This is a genomic window from Streptomyces sp. NPDC007095, assembly GCF_040634475.1.
Classification (GTDB): domain Bacteria; phylum Actinomycetota; class Actinomycetes; order Streptomycetales; family Streptomycetaceae; genus Streptomyces.
Window position 1 is genome coordinate 1 of the sequence record NZ_JBEYFS010000271.1, and the last position, 14,815, is coordinate 14,815.

Annotated in this window: 14 protein-coding genes and 1 pseudogene; 3 read left to right on the forward strand and 12 right to left on the reverse strand. The window is 68.9% G+C overall.

Features of this window, described 5'->3' with window-relative positions; translation table 11 throughout:
* Positions 1 to 100: 100 nt before the first annotated feature.
* Together ABZ656_RS50185 and ABZ656_RS50190 are read left to right on the forward strand one after the other, a co-directional pair.
* Positions 101 to 430 (forward strand): annotated as a pseudogene (locus ABZ656_RS50185) (YciI family protein); the annotation flags it as partial.
* Between the two features lie 122 nt (positions 431 to 552).
* Positions 553 to 885 (forward strand): DUF952 domain-containing protein, encoded by a 333-nt coding sequence (locus ABZ656_RS50190; RefSeq protein ID WP_101400591.1) that lies wholly within the window; start codon positions 553 to 555, stop codon positions 883 to 885.
* 14 nt (positions 886 to 899) lie between these two features.
* Here the strand turns inward: ABZ656_RS50190 and ABZ656_RS50195 are convergent, their stop codons facing one another.
* The 5 genes from ABZ656_RS50195 to ABZ656_RS50215 all read right to left on the reverse strand — a co-directional run bounded on the left by ABZ656_RS50195 (position 900) and on the right by ABZ656_RS50215 (position 4,659).
* Positions 900 to 1,658: a VOC family protein gene (locus tag ABZ656_RS50195; RefSeq protein WP_360278303.1), complete on the reverse strand. Its 759-nt coding sequence runs from the start codon at positions 1,656 to 1,658 to the stop codon at positions 900 to 902.
* Positions 1,659 to 1,678: 20 nt separating this feature from the next.
* Positions 1,679 to 2,533 carry a hypothetical protein gene (locus ABZ656_RS50200; RefSeq protein ID WP_101400593.1) on the reverse strand — a complete coding sequence of 285 codons (855 nt, stop codon included), beginning with the start codon at positions 2,531 to 2,533 and terminating at the stop codon, positions 1,679 to 1,681.
* Between the two features lie 113 nt (positions 2,534 to 2,646).
* The gene (locus ABZ656_RS50205; protein ID WP_054228118.1) at positions 2,647 to 3,063 is read right to left on the reverse strand and encodes a VOC family protein; all 417 of its coding nucleotides are present in this window, start codon (positions 3,061 to 3,063) and stop codon (positions 2,647 to 2,649) included.
* Positions 3,064 to 3,299: 236 nt separating this feature from the next.
* The gene (locus ABZ656_RS50210) at positions 3,300 to 3,725 is read right to left on the reverse strand and encodes a helix-turn-helix transcriptional regulator (protein ID WP_054228117.1); all 426 of its coding nucleotides are present in this window, start codon (positions 3,723 to 3,725) and stop codon (positions 3,300 to 3,302) included.
* A 40-nt stretch (positions 3,726 to 3,765) separates the two neighbouring features.
* Positions 3,766 to 4,659: a helix-turn-helix transcriptional regulator gene (locus ABZ656_RS50215; protein ID WP_360278308.1), complete on the reverse strand. Its 894-nt coding sequence runs from the start codon at positions 4,657 to 4,659 to the stop codon at positions 3,766 to 3,768.
* Between the two features lie 132 nt (positions 4,660 to 4,791).
* Between ABZ656_RS50215 and ABZ656_RS50220 the strand changes: the two genes are divergently transcribed.
* Positions 4,792 to 5,745 carry an NAD(P)-dependent alcohol dehydrogenase gene (locus ABZ656_RS50220; RefSeq protein ID WP_360278311.1) on the forward strand — a complete coding sequence of 318 codons (954 nt, stop codon included), beginning with the start codon at positions 4,792 to 4,794 and terminating at the stop codon, positions 5,743 to 5,745.
* 462 nt (positions 5,746 to 6,207) lie between these two features.
* Here ABZ656_RS50220 and ABZ656_RS50225 read toward each other — a convergent pair whose 3' ends face one another.
* From ABZ656_RS50225 to ABZ656_RS50255, 7 genes are all read right to left on the reverse strand, one after another.
* Positions 6,208 to 6,336, reverse strand: a complete 129-nt coding sequence (locus ABZ656_RS50225) for a hypothetical protein (RefSeq protein WP_360278314.1) — start codon at positions 6,334 to 6,336, stop codon at positions 6,208 to 6,210.
* 67 nt (positions 6,337 to 6,403) lie between these two features.
* Positions 6,404 to 6,610 carry a hypothetical protein gene (locus tag ABZ656_RS50230; protein ID WP_101400596.1) on the reverse strand — a complete coding sequence of 69 codons (207 nt, stop codon included), beginning with the start codon at positions 6,608 to 6,610 and terminating at the stop codon, positions 6,404 to 6,406.
* A complete protein-coding gene (locus tag ABZ656_RS50235; RefSeq protein WP_360278324.1) occupies positions 6,607 to 11,808 on the reverse strand; it encodes a DUF6531 domain-containing protein in 5,202 nt (1,733 codons plus the stop codon). The genes ABZ656_RS50230 and ABZ656_RS50235 overlap by 4 nt, the downstream gene beginning before the upstream one ends.
* Before the next feature lie 695 nt (positions 11,809 to 12,503).
* Complete coding sequence (locus ABZ656_RS50240; protein WP_101400597.1) at positions 12,504 to 12,860, reverse strand: ASCH domain-containing protein; 357 nt, start codon at positions 12,858 to 12,860, stop codon at positions 12,504 to 12,506.
* Complete coding sequence (locus ABZ656_RS50245; protein WP_360278318.1) at positions 12,857 to 13,972, reverse strand: hypothetical protein; 1,116 nt, start codon at positions 13,970 to 13,972, stop codon at positions 12,857 to 12,859. Before ABZ656_RS50245 ends, ABZ656_RS50240 begins: the two co-directional genes overlap by 4 nt.
* 29 nt (positions 13,973 to 14,001) lie before the next feature.
* Complete coding sequence (locus ABZ656_RS50250; protein ID WP_101400599.1) at positions 14,002 to 14,478, reverse strand: hypothetical protein; 477 nt, start codon at positions 14,476 to 14,478, stop codon at positions 14,002 to 14,004.
* On the reverse strand, positions 14,472 to 14,815 hold a 344-nt coding region (locus ABZ656_RS50255; RefSeq protein WP_360278321.1), incomplete at its 5' end, for an ATP-binding protein. The genes ABZ656_RS50250 and ABZ656_RS50255, both read right to left, overlap by 7 nt.

Consider the following 14,815-nt stretch of genomic DNA (forward strand, 5'->3'; position numbering starts at 1 on the left):
AGCCCAAGTACGTCCAGTACGAGGACTTCCGGCCGGCACGCCGAGAGCACGCACCGGACGCCGCTCCTTGACGGGCAAACGTTGCCTGCCGCGGCGCTAGCAGGAGCTGCAGGCGATGTACGCGTACATGGGCGCGATCAACGACGACCTGTCGGAGTCCGGTGAGCTCGTCGACGGGCAGGGGCTGGCCGAACTGGCACAGACCCGCCTGGTCACGGCCGGGCAGGACGGTAAGGCCGTCATCACCGACGGACCGTACAGCGAGACCAAGGAGCTGACGGCCGGCTACGGCTACTGGGTACTGGAGTGCGAGAGCCTGGAGCGGGTCACCGAGATCGCCGAGCGCGTCACCCGCTGCCCCGGCCCCGAGGGCGCCACGAACTACCCGGTGGTCATCCGCCCCGTCCTGGACGGCGCCGGAGACATCTGAGCGGGATGGGAGGGACGGGGCGAGAAGGCGGTGTACGGCACGCCCTCCCCAGCTCTTCGATCAGGGGGTGCCCCGAGCGGCGTTGTCGTCGGTCGTCGGTCGTCGACGCGTAGCGTGGCGGCATGTCCGAACCCTTGTTGCACCTCACCGAGCGCTCCCTGTGGGACGCGGCCCGCGCGGCCGGCGCGTATGAGATGTCCACACGTGGCCGCACCCTCCAGGAGGAGGGCTTCATCCACTGCTCGCTGCGGCACCAGGTCCCCGCGGTCGCCTCCTTCCTGTACGGCGGGTACGACGGCCCCGACGAGCTGGTGCTCCTGGTCATCGATCCCGAACGGCTGGACGTGCCGTTGCGCTACGAGGCGGTCAAGCCCGGGGGTGAGGAGTTCCCGCACATCTACGGGCCGATTCCGGTGGCGGCCGTGGTGGACGTGGAGGTGTGGGAGTCCGCGTAGCGCCGTCCTCCGGATCAGGGCGGGGCCGGGAGGCTGCCCGTCGCCGGGTCCCGGCCGGTCAGGCAGTACGTGCCGCCGACCGGGTCCCGCATGACGGCCCAGCGGGCACCGTGGCCGACGAGCACGGCACCGAGCCGCTCGTGGCCGGCGCGTACCGCCTCGATGTCCGAGCAGGCGATGTCGAGATGGGCGGAGGCGGGGCGGGCGGTGTCCAGGCGTTGCAGGAGGATGCGGAAGGGGAGCCCGGTGGGTGGCCTGAGCAGGTGGAACTCCGGGAGCGCGCCGGGGTGCGACGCCCATCCGGTCAGGGCGCTCCAGAAGGCGACTTCGGCCTCGAAACGGGTGGGCGCCACATCGAGGCACACCTGGTCGAGGCGGCTGGTCGCGCCGCTGGGTCTGGGGACGACGGGAGGCCGCACCGACTCGCCGTGCCAACGGACCGCGCAGAACGGCTGGCCGCCGGGGGAGCGCAGGACGACCAGGTCCTCTTCGGTGGTGACGATCTCGGCGCCGAGCTGTCGGGCCGACTCCGCCAGCGCCCGTACGTCCTCGACGGCGAGGTCGAGATGGGCGCCGCCGTCGCCCGCGCCGATGCCCTGCGCCTTGACGCAAGCGTCGCTACCGTCGGGCAGCAGGGTCACGAACTCTCCCTGCTCGCCGCGCGGTTCGGACAGCTTCGTCGCCGTGACCGCGGTCCAGAAGCCGCAGGCGCGATCGAAGTCCTTCATGGGCCGGTCGACGAAGGCATAGGTCCATCGAATGGGGTCGGCCATGGGTCGTTTCCCGCTCCCTCTCAGACGTCGTGTGCGGCTCGTACCGTCTCCTGCCCGATCAGCCCGCGCAACGATGTTTTCACCCGTGAGACGAAGGCGTCCCGTGCGTCGGGGGAGAGGACGTCCAGGGACAGATACGGGTTCAGGTCCTCCAGCTCCACGAGGAGCAGCTCGCCGTCGGGGGCCCGGCAGGCGTCGACGCGCTGGATGCCGTACGCGATGTCGTTCCAGTCGACGAACCGCTGCGCGAACTCCCGGTCCCGCTCGGTCGGCTCGTACGGTTCCAGGGCCCAGCGCTCGTCCGGGCGGGGGGCGTACAAGGCGTACTGGAAGGTGTGGTCGACGAAGTAGAAGGACACCTCGTAGCGGAAGTCGATGCGTGGCTGGACGAGGATGTTGTCGTACGACAGTTCGGGCAGCCGGTCGCGCGGTACGAACTCCAAGCCGATGGAGTCCGCGCCCGTCCTGGGCTTCACGACGTAGGTGTCGACGTCCGGAAGCCGGTCGAGGCCGTCCGCGCGGTCGATGGTCGGGATGACCGGGAACCCCGCCGCGGTGAGGTCCAGCAGATACCCCTTCCCCGCCATGTCCCCCTTGCCGGACAGCTGGTTGTACACGCGGACACCTTCCGTGACCGCCTGCTTCCGGAACGCGTCGTACTCCGCCTGGTAGTGCAGCACGGGCCCGCTGTTCCGCACGACCACGGCATCGAAGCCGGTCATCAGCGCGGCCGCGTCCAGGGGGTGGCACACGGCGAGGTCGAACTCCTCGCGCAGCCGGGAGGTGAGGAAGATGTCCTCGTCGCAGTACCGCCGCCCCTTGGCCGGGTAGGCCAGGTCACTGACGTAGAGGACGCGGGGGCGCGCGGACGGCATCGATGACTCCTCGGACTACGGGACTTCAGACGTTCCATTCCATGGGCGACCCGCTCCCACGGAACGCACGGACGTAGTCTCCCTCCCGCCGTCCGATGCGGGGGTGGCCGGGGTCAGGCATCGGGGCGTTCGGTGAAGCGGAGGAGGTTGCCTGCGGGGTCGCGGAAGGCGCAGTCGCGGACGCCGTACGGCTGGTCCATCGGCTCCTGGAGGACGTCGGCGCCGGAGGCGCGGACGCGTTCGTAGAGGGCGTCGCAGTCGGCGGTGGAGAAGATGACGCCGCGCAGGATGCCCTTGGCGAGGAGCTCGGCCATGGCCTGTTTGTCGGCGGGGGAGATGTCCGGGCTCGCGGCGGGGGGCTCCAGGACGATCTGGACGTCCGGCTGGAGCGGGGAGCCGACCGTCACCCAGCGCATCCCCTCGAAAGCGACGTCACCCCGGACCTCCAGGCCGAGGACGTCCCGGTAGAAGGCGAGCGCTTTGTCATGGTCGTCCACGGCGATGAAGCACTGTGAGAGTTTCAGGTCCATGGCCCCACGCTAGGACCTGTCCGGCCGATCACGGCGGAGACGCGGGGTGTGGCACGCGCGTCTGCGGCGTTGTCGTCGGTCAACGACTCCCCCCAAGTTCTCGGCTTCGCTCGGACAGGGGGACCCCCATCGCGTCGCTTCGCTCCGCCGCCTTGCAGCTGCACGCACCACACCCCGCTCACCGGTATCGACGAGGCGCCGCAGCTTTCCGCCCACCGTGATCGGCCGGACAGGTCCTAGAGGCGCGTACCCGGCTCCGCTTCCGGGTTTCGGTGGCGGGTCGGGCGGGTCAGGCGCTGGGCCACGCACGGCGGGATCGGTGCGCCGTGATCATGCGGCCGGGCCCGGTACGCGCTGGGGGTCTCGCCGACCAGCTCCGTGAAGCGGGAGCTGAACGAACCGAGCGACGTGCAGCCCACGGCGAGGCAGACCTCCGTGACCGTCAGGTCGCCCCGCCGCAGCAGGGCCTTGGCCCGTTCTATCCGGCGGGTCATCAGATAGCTGTACGGCGTCTCCCCGTACGCCGCCCGGAAGCTCCGCTGGAAGTGCCCGGGTGACATCAGTGCGGTGCGCGCGAGCGCGGCGACGTCCAGCGGCTCCGCGTACTCGCGGTCCATCCGGTCGCGTGCCCGGCGCAGCCGGACCAGATCCTCCAGAGTCATTTCTTCAGGATGGCACGGCCCACTGACAGGGGCCGGTGGGTCAAGGCCGCGGGAGGGGCGCAGCCGCAGGACCGGGGGCGACGAGCAGGCCGGCGAGCAGCTGGAGGCGCTCGGCGTCGGGCCCGCCCTCCTCGGCGGTGAAGGCGATGAGCACGGGGCCGGTGGCGCCCGGCATCGGGTACGCGTCCCAGTCCAGGTTCAGCTCCCCGACCAGCGGGTGATGGACGCGCATCCGGCCGCGGGTGGTCTCCGCCACGTCGTGACGCGCCCACAGGCCCGCGAACTCGTCGCTGCGGACGGCGAGTTCACCGACCAGCTCGACGGCGCGCGGATGCCCCGGCTCGGCCGTGACCTGCGTGCGCAGCATCGCGACCAGCTCGGCGACGGTGGCGGCCCGCTCAGGGCACGTCCGGTCGGCCTCCGGGTGCAGCAGCAGCGACAGCAGATTGCGTTCGCTCCGCGGGCGCTGGGTGAACTCGCCGAGCAGGGCGCCGGCGAGCGGGTTCCACGCCAGTACGTCCAGGAAGCGGCCGACGACCACGGAGGGCGAGGTCATCGTGCGCAGCAGCCGCAGGGTGGTGGGCGGCACCTCCTCGGGCGCGTGGTGGCGCGGGCGCCTGGTGGGCGTGCGCGCGGCGGCGGCGAGGCTGTGCAGATGCCGGGTCTTCTCGGCGGAGAAGCCGAGGGCGCGTGCGAGGGCGTCGAGGACCTGCTCGGACGGGCGTACGTCGCGGCCCTGCTCCATGCGCTGGTAGTAGTCCGTGCTGACCCCGGCCAGCAGAGCCAGTTCTTCGCGCCGCAGCCCGGCGACGCGCCGCCGCGGGCCGGGTTCCAGACCGACGTCCTGCGGCCGCAGCCGGGTGCGGCGAGTCCGGAGGAACTCGCCGAGTTCGTGCCGGGGGTCGTCGCTCACCGCGACGGGCGCGTCAGTCACGGCGCCAGTATGCCTGCGACGCGGCCCGCGAGGGTGGGTCCGCCGGACCCAGGAAAAGGCGAACGACCGTGATGCCGCGGCCCGGTACCAGGATCGGAACCGCAACAGCCGACCGCGGAAGGGAACAGCGCCATGAAGGCCGCTCAGATCATGAGTTACGGCGACGCAGCGGATGTGCTGCGGGTCGACGACGTCGAGCGACCCGCCCCCGGCGCGGGTGAAGTGCAGGTCCGCGTCGAGGCGTCCAGTGTGAACGGCCACGATGTGATGCTGCGCGCCGGCGAGTTGAAGATCGTGTCGGGCCGCAGGTTCCCGCTCGGGGTGGGCCTGGACTTCGCGGGCACCGTCGCCGCGACCGGCGCCGGCGTGACGGGCCACCGGACCGGGGACCGGGTGTGGGGCATGGTTCACCCCCGGCAGCGGCACACCGTCGGCGGGGCGGCCGAGTATGCCGTCGTCCCCGCGGACCGGCTCGCCCCCGCCCCGGCGACGCTCTCCGCGGCCGGCGCGGCCTCCCTGGTCGTCGCCGGTGCGACGGCGCTGATCGCGGTGCGGGACACCGTGCGCCTCGCGCCCGGAGAGAAGGTCCTGGTCCGCGGCGCGGCAGGCGGCGTCGGCACGGCCGCCGTCCAGCTCGCACACGCCCTGGGCTGCCACGTGACCGCACTGGCCCGCGCCCGCCACGCCCCAGCCCTCGCCGACCTCGGCGCCGACGAGGTCCTCGACCACGGTTCCACCACCTCGGACCTGATCGGCCCCTTCGACGTCATCGTCGACACGGTCGGCACGGAACTGAACTGCTACCGGAGCCGGTTGGCCAAGGGCGGCCGGATGGTCACCGTCGGACTGTCGGCCCCCGCCCTGGCCGCGATCGCGGCATCCAGCGTGTACGGCGCCCGCCGCATCCGCACCTTCAGCGCCAACCCCGACGCCACCGTGCTGCGCGCCTTGGCCGACCACGTCACCTCGGGAGCGCTGCGCCCGGTGGTGAACAGCGTGTACCCACTCGCGGACATCACCGCGGCGCACCAGGCCTTCGAACGCGGCGGCGTCGTCGGCAAGCACGTGGTCGCCGTATCCGAATGAAGTCGGACGAACGAAGCCCTGACGAAGGGCGAACGAAGCCCCGACGAAGGGCGAACGAAGCCCCGACGAAGGGCGAACGAAGCCCCGACGAAAGAAGTGCGGCGAAAGAAGACCGCACCCGGACCGTCATGGACGCCGTGTTCGGCGCCCCGCGGGCCGGGTGCGGGCAGCGGGACCGCGTGACCGGAGAAACCGAACAGGTCGCGGGCCGAGCCGTATGACCAAAGGTCAGGCCTTCTTGGTCTCCTAGTAATGGGGCGAGTCGGTGACCTGCGGTGATGATTGCTACGGGTCGCTGACCTGGCCTTTTCTGGTTGGCTGGCGATGGTCTGCGACGGTCCTGATCGGGTGTCTTGCGGACTGTGTGCGGACTGCACTGCCGATTGCGGTTGCCCGGGAAGAACACTCATCCGGTCGTTGGGACCAGAAGGCACGGCCCCGGGGCACTCTGTCGGCGCAGAGTCAGAGCAGATCGGGCGCGATCATGTCCTCACGTCCGTGATCGAGGTACGCGACGCGGTCGTAGGGAATGATGAAGTGACTTCGAATGGAACCCTGCGGGTCTGCGCTCGGTTTCTTGGGCGCGAGCATGTCGGCTGGTCCTCATCACATAGCCCCCGTGGTGGCCCGCCTCCGGTTACGAGGCGGGCCACTATGTCTACTGCGGGATGGAGTCCAGGAACGGACGCCCGTGCGTGCGCATCAGCTCAATCACCCGTGCGTACACGGCGTTGTCCTCAATGAGGAGGGCTACGCGCGTGTTGGTGTTGAAGATGGTGCCCGATGCCGCTTTCGTCCGGAGGACCACCCAGCCGTCCTCGGAGCCGTCCCAGACGTAGTGGTACTCGGCGGTCTCGTCTGTCATTTGATTTGGCTCCACTCCGAAATGCCGTCCTTCGTGAACGTCGTTACCAGCCCGGCCCAACCGACAGGGACGATCTGGGAGGAACGCATCGGTGATCCTGCCATCTCGAATGACTCCAGGAGCGCCCTGTCCGCGTCACTCGGCGAACGAATTCCCCGGGGATGACTGTGGTAGATGAGGATGCTGTCTGCCGTGACGGGAAGATGCACTGAGCCGGCCCGGCCGGAGTAGAGGTAATACTGTCCGCCCGCCCCCTTGGGGCCGGGACCCAACTTGTAGGTCACGGCGAACTCGACCCCGTGTTTGATGGTCAAGTTCTCCAACTCGCCTACGGTCGGACGGCGCTCGATCGCCACGCCTGCGGAGCCGGGGAGGCTCTCACCCTTACGAGCCCCGTAGAGGAGTCTCGTGATGGCGCTTACCCCGCCTTCCGCAGCGATGCCGCCAGGGCTCGCGGCGGCCCTGCGCCATCCCGTCAGACCGCCGATGCCGGTGACGGCGAGTTGCTGTGCGAGTTCGTCCGCCGCGGCGCCGTACAGGTCGGCGAGCGCGTCGCAGCCCTGCTGGCGGAGCAGGTACTCGGCCCGGTAGAGCCGGTAGGCCGGCCGGATGGGCAGGTACTTGTCCACGAAAGCCCCGGCGCCGCCGTTCTGCCCCGTGACGGCGTCGTGGGCGTCGCCCATGAACTCGAAGGGTGCCTTCAGGCCCTGCAGGAAGCCGTTGCCGAAGATCTTCAGACCTTCGCCGAGGCTGTCGACCTTTCCGTTGCCGTTGCTGTCGCCCGGCACAGGTGTCCGACCGCTTGGGTCGGTGTACAGCGTTGGTGTGTTGTCGGCGTAGGCGTAGGCCGAGACGTAGGCGTTGTTGGGGTCGGGTGACGCCGGGTCGGGGCGGTTGAAGCGGCCCGTGGTGGTGTTGTACTGGCGGGCGTGTAGGTCGAGGTTGCCTGTGGTGGTCTCGTAGCGGGCGCCCGTGTACGACGGGGTGCTCGCGGGTGCGCCGGTGGTGACTGTGCCCAGGACGCGGGTGCCGTACGGGTCGTAGGCCCAGCGCTGGTAGAGCGTCCCGGTGCTGCCGGTCACGTCGACCGGGGAGCCCTGGGCGTCGTGGTGGTAGTAGAAGAGTGCGCCCGAGCCGGTCTCGGTGGCGGTGGGCTGGCCCAGTGGGTCGTAGCGGTACGACTGCTTGATCGCCCACGCGCTGTCGTACTCGGTGGCCAGGATGGGCAGCGGGGCGTTGGGGTCCCACTGGGTGCGAGTGGTGACCGTTCCGTCCTTGCTGGCGGTGACCTGGTTGCCACTCGGGTCGTGGTCGTAGGTGTAGTTGCTGCCGGCGACGGTGGCGGCGGAGATCTGTCCGGCCAGGTCGTAGGTGTAGGTGTCGGCACCTGCCTTGGTCTGGTTGCCCTCGGCGTCGTAGCCGTAGGCGGTGGTCGTGGTGCCGCTGGTCGTGGACGTCAGCTGGTCGGCCGCGTCGTAGACGTAGTTCGTGCCGGTGGTGCCGAGGGTGGAGGTCAGACGGTTGCCGACCTTGTCGTAGGTGTACGAGGTGGTACGGGTCGACGCGCAGCCGGTGACCCAGGGCTGCGGGTAGCAGCCGGATGTCAGGCGACCGGCGGTGTCGTACGTCTGGTCGTAGCCGCCGGTGCCCACACTGGCTCGGGTGACGTCGACGTGGGTGGGCAGTCCGGCCGCGGACAGGGTGAGGGCGGTCTTGGTGACGGTGGTGCCGGACTTGGCGGAGGTGACCGCGGTCAGTCGGCCGGCTCGGTCGTAGGCGCGGTCCTCGGTCTCGGTGTTGGGCAGCGTGGATCGGGTCAGGTTGCTCGAAGCGTCCCAGGCGTAGTTGGTGGTGACTCCGTCGGCCGTCATCGACGAGGTGCGGCCGTCGTTGTCGTAGGCGTAGGCGATGGTGTTGCCGTCGGAGTACTTGCGGGTGAGCATCTGCCCGGCGGCGTCGTAGGTGTAGGCGAAGCTGCGGGTCTTGGTGAGATGGCCTGCCGCGTCGTAGCCGAAGTCTTCGGAGATCTTGGAATTCGCGCGGGTCGTCATGCGCCCCGCGGCGTCGTAGGCGTACGACGCGTCGGGGGTGCTGTCCGAGTAGTCGACCTTGGTGAGCTGCCCGCGGGCATCGAAGAGATAGCTGGTGGAGCCGACCGGGGTGGTCTTCTTGGTGAGGTTGCCCTCGGCGTCGTACGCGTATGAGGTCGCGCGGTTGAGCGGGTCGGTGATCGTGGTCAGTTGGCGAGCGTCGTCGTAGGCGTACGACGTGGCGTGGTTGTTGGCGTCGGTGCGCTTGGTGATGTTGCCTGCCGCGTCGTACTCGTAGGCGGTCTTGCCGCCGTCGGCGGCTGTGACGGTGGTGAGTTGGTCGAGCTTGTCGTAGCCGTACGTCGTCACGCGCTTGTCGGCGTCGGTGCGCTTGGTGACGTTGCCCACCGCGTCGTACTCGGTGCCGGTCACACCGCTGAGCGGGTCGGTGACGGTGGTGAGGTTGCCGGCCGTGTCGTAGCCGTTGGTGGTGGTGAACTGCACCGGGTCGGCGCCGGAGACGTTGCCGCGCGGATCGACCGAGGTGGCCTGGCGGCCGTCGCCGTCGTAGGTCCAGGACTCCTTGTTGCCCAGCGGGGAGGTGCGGCTGAGCAGGTTGCCGTCGGTGTCGTAGGCGTAGGTGGTGGTCTTGCCGAGTTGGTCGGTGGTGGTGCTGAGCCGGTCGTTCTTGTCGTAGACCGAGGAGACGCTCTTGCCGAGGGGGTCGGTGACCTTGGTGACGTTGTCGACCGCGTCGTAGGCGTAGGTGGTCACGTCGCCCACCGGATCGGTGACCTTGGTCGGCCGGTTCACCGCGTCGTACTCGGTGTTGACCGTCGCGCCTGTGGGGCCGGTGACCTTGGTGCGGTTGCCCACCTCGTCATAGGCATAGTTCGTCGTGTAGGCGGCGGGATCGGCGCCGGAGACGTTGCCGCGCGCGGAGACCGTGCTCAGCAGTCGCCCGAGCTTGTCGTAGGCGTAGGTCGTCTTGTTGCCCAGGGGGTCGGTCTCGGAGAGGAGGCGGCCGCCGGAGTCGTAGGTGCGGGTGACCGACTTGCCGGCCGCGTCGGTGGTCCGCAGGAGGTTCCCGGCGTCGTCGTAGCCGTACGAGGTGGTGTTGCCCGCCGGGTCCTTGGCCGAGGTCAGCTGCTCGGCGCCGTTGTAGCCATAGGTGGTGGTGCGGCCCAGCGGGTCAGTGGCGGTGCTGAGCAGACCACGCCCGTCGTAGGTGTACTTCGTCGTGTAGGCGGCCGGGTCGGCGCCGGTGACGTTCCCGCGGGGGTCGGTCTTGGAGAGGATGCGGCCCGCACCGTCGTACGTGAAGGTCGACTTCTCGCCGAGCGGAGTGGTGACCGAAGTCCGGTTGCCCGCCGCGTCATAGCCGTACGTCGTCACCTTGCCGCGCGGGCTCGTCACCGTTCCCAGGGCGCCCAGCGACGTGTACGTGTACGACGTCTTGCCGGCGAGCGGATCAGTGCTGGAGGTCAGCTGGTTGGACGTGTTGTAGATGTACGACGTCTTGTTGCCGCGCCCGTCGGTGTGGCTGAGGATGTTGCCCGCGCTGTCGTAGGTCCAGCTCTCGGAGTAGCCGAGTGACGACGGCGCGCTGCGGGTGAGCATGCGTCCGGCGCTGTCGTACGTCATCGACGTGGTGTTGCCACGCTGGTCGGTGATCTCCTCCGGACGCAGATAGCGGTCGTAGCTGTACGACACGATGTTGCCGTACGGGTCGATGCTCTCCATCAGCATGTTGCCGGCGTAGATGTCGCTCCACACACCGCCGTCGGGGGCCGTGGTGTGCGACTCCCGGCTGCCGTCCCAAGTGAAGTTCGTGGTCTTGCCGTTGGGGTCGGTCTGCGAGCTGACCCGGCCGGTGGAGTCGTAGGTGTTGGCGACCTTGCCGCCCGCGGGATCGGTGTAGGAGGTGAGTCGCTTGTCGGCGTTGTATCCGTAGGAGGAAACCTTGCCCGCCGGATCGGTGACACCGGTCAGCAGACCGTCCGTGTAGGCGTACGACACCGAGGTGGAGTCCGGGAGGCTCACCTTGGTGGCCTGGCCGTCCGCGTTCAGGGTGAAGTCCGTGGTGCGGCCTGCCGCGTCCTTGACGGAGGACAACTTGCCCGAGGTGTACGTCAACGTCAGGCCCTTGCCGGCGTTGTCGACGAGCGACGTGAGCTGTCCGGTGCTGTTGAAGGTCCTCGTGGTGTGGTCGGGGGTGGTGAGGGAGTAGGTGCTGGTGCCTTTGACGAGCTTGGCGACCGATCCCGCGGGTGTGGTGTACGTGCCGTCACTGGCCTGCGGGAACACGAACCTGGCCCCGTCATCGGCCTGATAGGTGACCTTGTCGGAGGCGATCGTCAGCTTGGTGTCGAAGGGAGTCGCCCAGCCACGGCCGAGCAGTCCGGTCGTCGTGGAGTCGGAGCGGTAGGTGCGGTCGAGGGCCACTTGCTTGCCGACGCCGATCGTCTGGGCGTCGGTGAGCTGCTCGAAGAACATGCCGGTGGCCGTGCTGACCGGGTCCGCGCGGTGGGCCTGCCCGTAGCAGGAGCAGATGCCGGCCTGCGCGCCGGGGATGTCAGGGGTGTAGAAGGCTTCCACCAGCGGGGAGGTGGTCCCGTTCGGGCTCCACGTACCGTCGGTGCCCTGCACGAAGATCCAGGCGTAGTACTTCTTGCCGTCCTGAAGATGCCCGCCCAACGCGCTGCTGCTCCACCAGAAGCACTGGTCGGTGGGGTAGGAGTTGGCCGACCACCAGTCGTAGCACCAGGCTCCGCTCTGCAGGTTCTTGCCGCTTGGATCGTTCGCGGCCGTCCGCGGGATCTCCTGCTGGAGGACGAAGTTGCCAGCCTCGTCCAGGACGTACAGCCACATGTCCTTGTACGCCGATCCCCTGCCGGACGCGAATTGCAGATTCCCACCGATCGACAGAGATCCGGGGTAGGCGGTGGCGTAGGCCGTCACCCAGGAAGGGTCCACGGTGGAGGCGGCCGCGAGGGGGGCCAGTCCGCCCGCGGTACGTTTCAAGGCCGGCCCGCTCTTCGGACGTTTCTCCGGCCGAGGGTGCGGCTTGCCGGTCGGCTTCTTGGACGGTGGGTGGAGGTAGCCCCGCATCGGGGACAGTTCGCCCCGCGACTGCTTCACCTGCTTCCGTCGCTCCGCCAAAGTCATGGCCTTGGGAGGCTTCGGCCGATCGGCCTGGATCTTCTGGACCGAAGCCGATGCGGTGACGGCACCGGTCGACTTGCCGGCCGATCTGCTGGGCAGGGCCCACGCGGGTGCGACACCTGCGGCTGCTATCAGAGCCAGGCTCAGGATCGCGATGACGAATCTTCGTGCTCGTGTGTGCACTGCGTACCCCCTGTGTTTCTGCTGTGAAGGGTGTGACGCAGTGATCCTTGGTCTGCGGGCCTGTAGATGAACCTGCCGGATGAGAGTTGGCTCAAAGCCTCAGAAAGGCGATCGGCCTGCCATGATGAATTGCCTGGCCATGCGGGCGCGGTACGCTCAGCTCTGCGGGTAGGTGGCGTGAACATGCCGATTGCCTGTGACGCACTATCTGAATTCCTTCTAGACCTCGGATGGGTTCGAAGTAACTGATGAATGGACCCGTCTTCTGTCTGTGTGGCAGGCATCGTCGTCCGTGAGGGCAGAAACGGACAGAGCGAGCCCGCCTATGACCGCTGCGGTGGTTGCTGTTGCCTTCGCGCCGAGTCCGCCGGCATCTGATTGGCCCTACTCGGGTCCGTAGGGCCCCAGTTGCCGTCGAATTGTCCAGCGTGTTTCGTCATCCGACGTGAGCAGGTTCCGGGTACAGAACTTCGCTGCAAGGTGCGCGCTTACCCGTTGGCCGGTGGCTCGGGGCCTCAAGTCGCAATACGTGCGATTTCGATGGCGAGGGTGCCTAGGGCTTCCTTCTCGGGCGGATAGATGGCGCGGATGTTGGTGAGTTGCTGGTCGCGGGTGGCGGTCGGGTTGACGTTGGCTGGTCCCTCGCCGTCAAGCAGCGCCTCGAAGTCGAGGTACTCATTTACCCGCTTGACCTTCACTTCGCAGGTCTCGTCGGTGCCCTTGATACGGAAGCGAATGACGTCGCCTGCTGCGAGGTCCGCGAGGTGCGTGTATTTCACCCGCACCTCGATAGTCTTGGTGCCCGCGGCAACGAGGTCGAAGTACTGGCGGTAGAGGTTGAGCTCGTGGACGCGGGCGGTGGTTTCGGTCATGGGGCGGGAACGCTCCTGGGGGCTGGTGCGGTCATCATGCGGCCGATCTCGGCGGCCGAGTACGAGCGGAAGAAGTGGCGGGGGTCGGACAGCAACGTATCGGTCATGGCCAGCAGTTGCTCGGCGTACTCGGCGAGGGTGCCGGGCCACTGCCGGGTATCGAGCATCCAGCCGGCCGCGCCCTCCGGCAAAGAAGCGCGGCCCTCGCGGATCAGCGACTTGGACAACTTGGCGCCGGTGTCGGTGACGACCTGGGCGCAGAACAGGCGGGCCGGGAGCTGTCCGCGGGTGAGGCCGACGGTCTGGAGGGCCTCGTCGACCAGGTGGGAGCCGAAGACCCAGTCGCCGCCCTTGACCATGACGTGCAGGATGCCGTGCCGCTTGGACAGGGCGAGTTCCTCGACGAGGTTCCGGTACAGCGTGGCCAGGTCGAGGTAGGCGCCATCGGCCGGGGCGATGGTGGCCTGGTAAGGACCGTGGTGGAGGCAGACGGCAGCCACTTGAGCGGCTTCGCGGTCGGTGAGTTGGACGCGAGTGCGTTCGGCGTGCTTCTCGGCCCAGCCGCAGCCGGGCTGTGGGCATGGGACTCGCACGTGTGGCGTGCCGGTGGAGGGGGCCAGCCACCAGCGGGCGGCGTCGAGTCGGGGCAGGAGCCGTAGCCAGGTGCGGCGGAAGTGCTCGCCGGCCTGCTGCCGGCTGTAGGTCTCGACGCGGTGCGGGATGCCCAGGCGCCGGGACAGGGCGGTGAAGAGGGGTTGGTAGAGGGCACCGACGAGGTCGGTCAGTGCCTGGTCGCCGAGGGTCTGGGCGTAGGCGCGCTGGTAACGGTGACCGCTGACCGGGTCGGTGGCCAGCTCGTATGGGGCGTTGTCGAGGGCGCTGAACAGGACCTCCGTTGGAATGCCGAAGCGGTCGCGCAGGCGGGCGGCCATGGCGAAGGCGACTGACTGGACGAGCGAGGTGCCGATGTGCGGGGCGCCGTTGATCTGGGTGCCGACGACCAGCACGATCCGCTGGGCTGGGGTGGCCAGGATACGTGGGGTCAGGACGTCCTCGGCATGATGGAGGGCGTTGGCCAGGACGGTGTTCGGTGAGACGGGGTGGGTCGTCACGGGATGTCCCCCCTGGGGTGGGTTGGGGTTCATTCGGTTCGGGTGTGACCGAAGAGGAGGCGCTGGCGGGGCGTGGCGCGGTCCAGATAGGCGTCGATCTCTGCCGACGTGGCACTGCGGGAGAGCGGGTCGAGGCCCAGGACAAGGGCTACCGGGGTCCCTCGGCCGAGGAGCAGGGTCCAGGGGCGGCCTGCGGGGATGCGTTTTCGATAGGGGGTGCCGTCGAAGCGCAAGGCCACCTCGGTCGGGGTGATCTGGCGCAGGCGTGGCCCGATGGCCGGCGGAGGTGCGGTGGCGGGGCCGAGGTGCAGAGTTTCGGCGACCGCGCGCATGCGTTGCTCGATGACCGTCGGCGTCTCGTAGAGGCTGCGGCGTTGTTGGGGCACCAGCAGGAGGCAGCACAGAGTGGTGCCGGTCGGTGCGGTGTCCAGCCATGTGGTGGTAGCCAGGGAGGCGATCAGACCGGCGGTCAGCGTGAAGGACTCGGTATTGGCGGGCGTCAGCATGCCAGCACCGTGCTGTGGTGGAAGGCGGCCCAGACGCACTTGCCGGGGCCATGGCGTTCCTCCACGCCCCAGTGGTCGGCCACTGCGGATACGAGGAGCAGGCCGCGGCCTTCGGCGTCGGTGCTCCGTGCCTCTCGCTTGGTGGGTGTGCCGTTGCCGCTGTCGTGCACCTCGATGCGCAGCACGGTGTCGTGCAGTTCGACACGTACGAGGACCTGGCCGCCCGCAGGGGCTCCGTGCAGGAGTACCGGTAGGCCACTGGCGAGGTTTCCGCTGCGCGGACCCTTCTCCAGTGGCCCCCGGCCCGAACCCGCCGTGCACCCTTTCGGTGCAGCGG

Coding starts and splice junctions, on each gene's coding strand:
- ABZ656_RS50190 (WP_101400591.1), top strand. CDS start 553: ATGTCCGAACCCTTGTTGCACCTCACCGAGCGCTCCCTGTGGGACGCG.
- ABZ656_RS50195 (WP_360278303.1), bottom strand. CDS start 1,658: ATGGCCGACCCCATTCGATGGACCTATGCCTTCGTCGACCGGCCCATG.
- ABZ656_RS50200 (WP_101400593.1), bottom strand. CDS start 2,533: ATGCCGTCCGCGCGCCCCCGCGTCCTCTACGTCAGTGACCTGGCCTAC.
- ABZ656_RS50205 (WP_054228118.1), bottom strand. CDS start 3,063: ATGGACCTGAAACTCTCACAGTGCTTCATCGCCGTGGACGACCATGAC.
- ABZ656_RS50210 (WP_054228117.1), bottom strand. CDS start 3,725: ATGACTCTGGAGGATCTGGTCCGGCTGCGCCGGGCACGCGACCGGATG.
- ABZ656_RS50220 (WP_360278311.1), top strand. CDS start 4,792: ATGAAGGCCGCTCAGATCATGAGTTACGGCGACGCAGCGGATGTGCTG.
- ABZ656_RS50225 (WP_360278314.1), bottom strand. CDS start 6,336: ATGCTCGCGCCCAAGAAACCGAGCGCAGACCCGCAGGGTTCCATTCGA.
- ABZ656_RS50230 (WP_101400596.1), bottom strand. CDS start 6,610: ATGACAGACGAGACCGCCGAGTACCACTACGTCTGGGACGGCTCCGAG.
- ABZ656_RS50235 (WP_360278324.1), bottom strand. CDS start 11,808: ATGACTTTGGCGGAGCGACGGAAGCAGGTGAAGCAGTCGCGGGGCGAA.
- ABZ656_RS50240 (WP_101400597.1), bottom strand. CDS start 12,860: ATGACCGAAACCACCGCCCGCGTCCACGAGCTCAACCTCTACCGCCAG.
- ABZ656_RS50250 (WP_101400599.1), bottom strand. CDS start 14,478: ATGCTGACGCCCGCCAATACCGAGTCCTTCACGCTGACCGCCGGTCTG.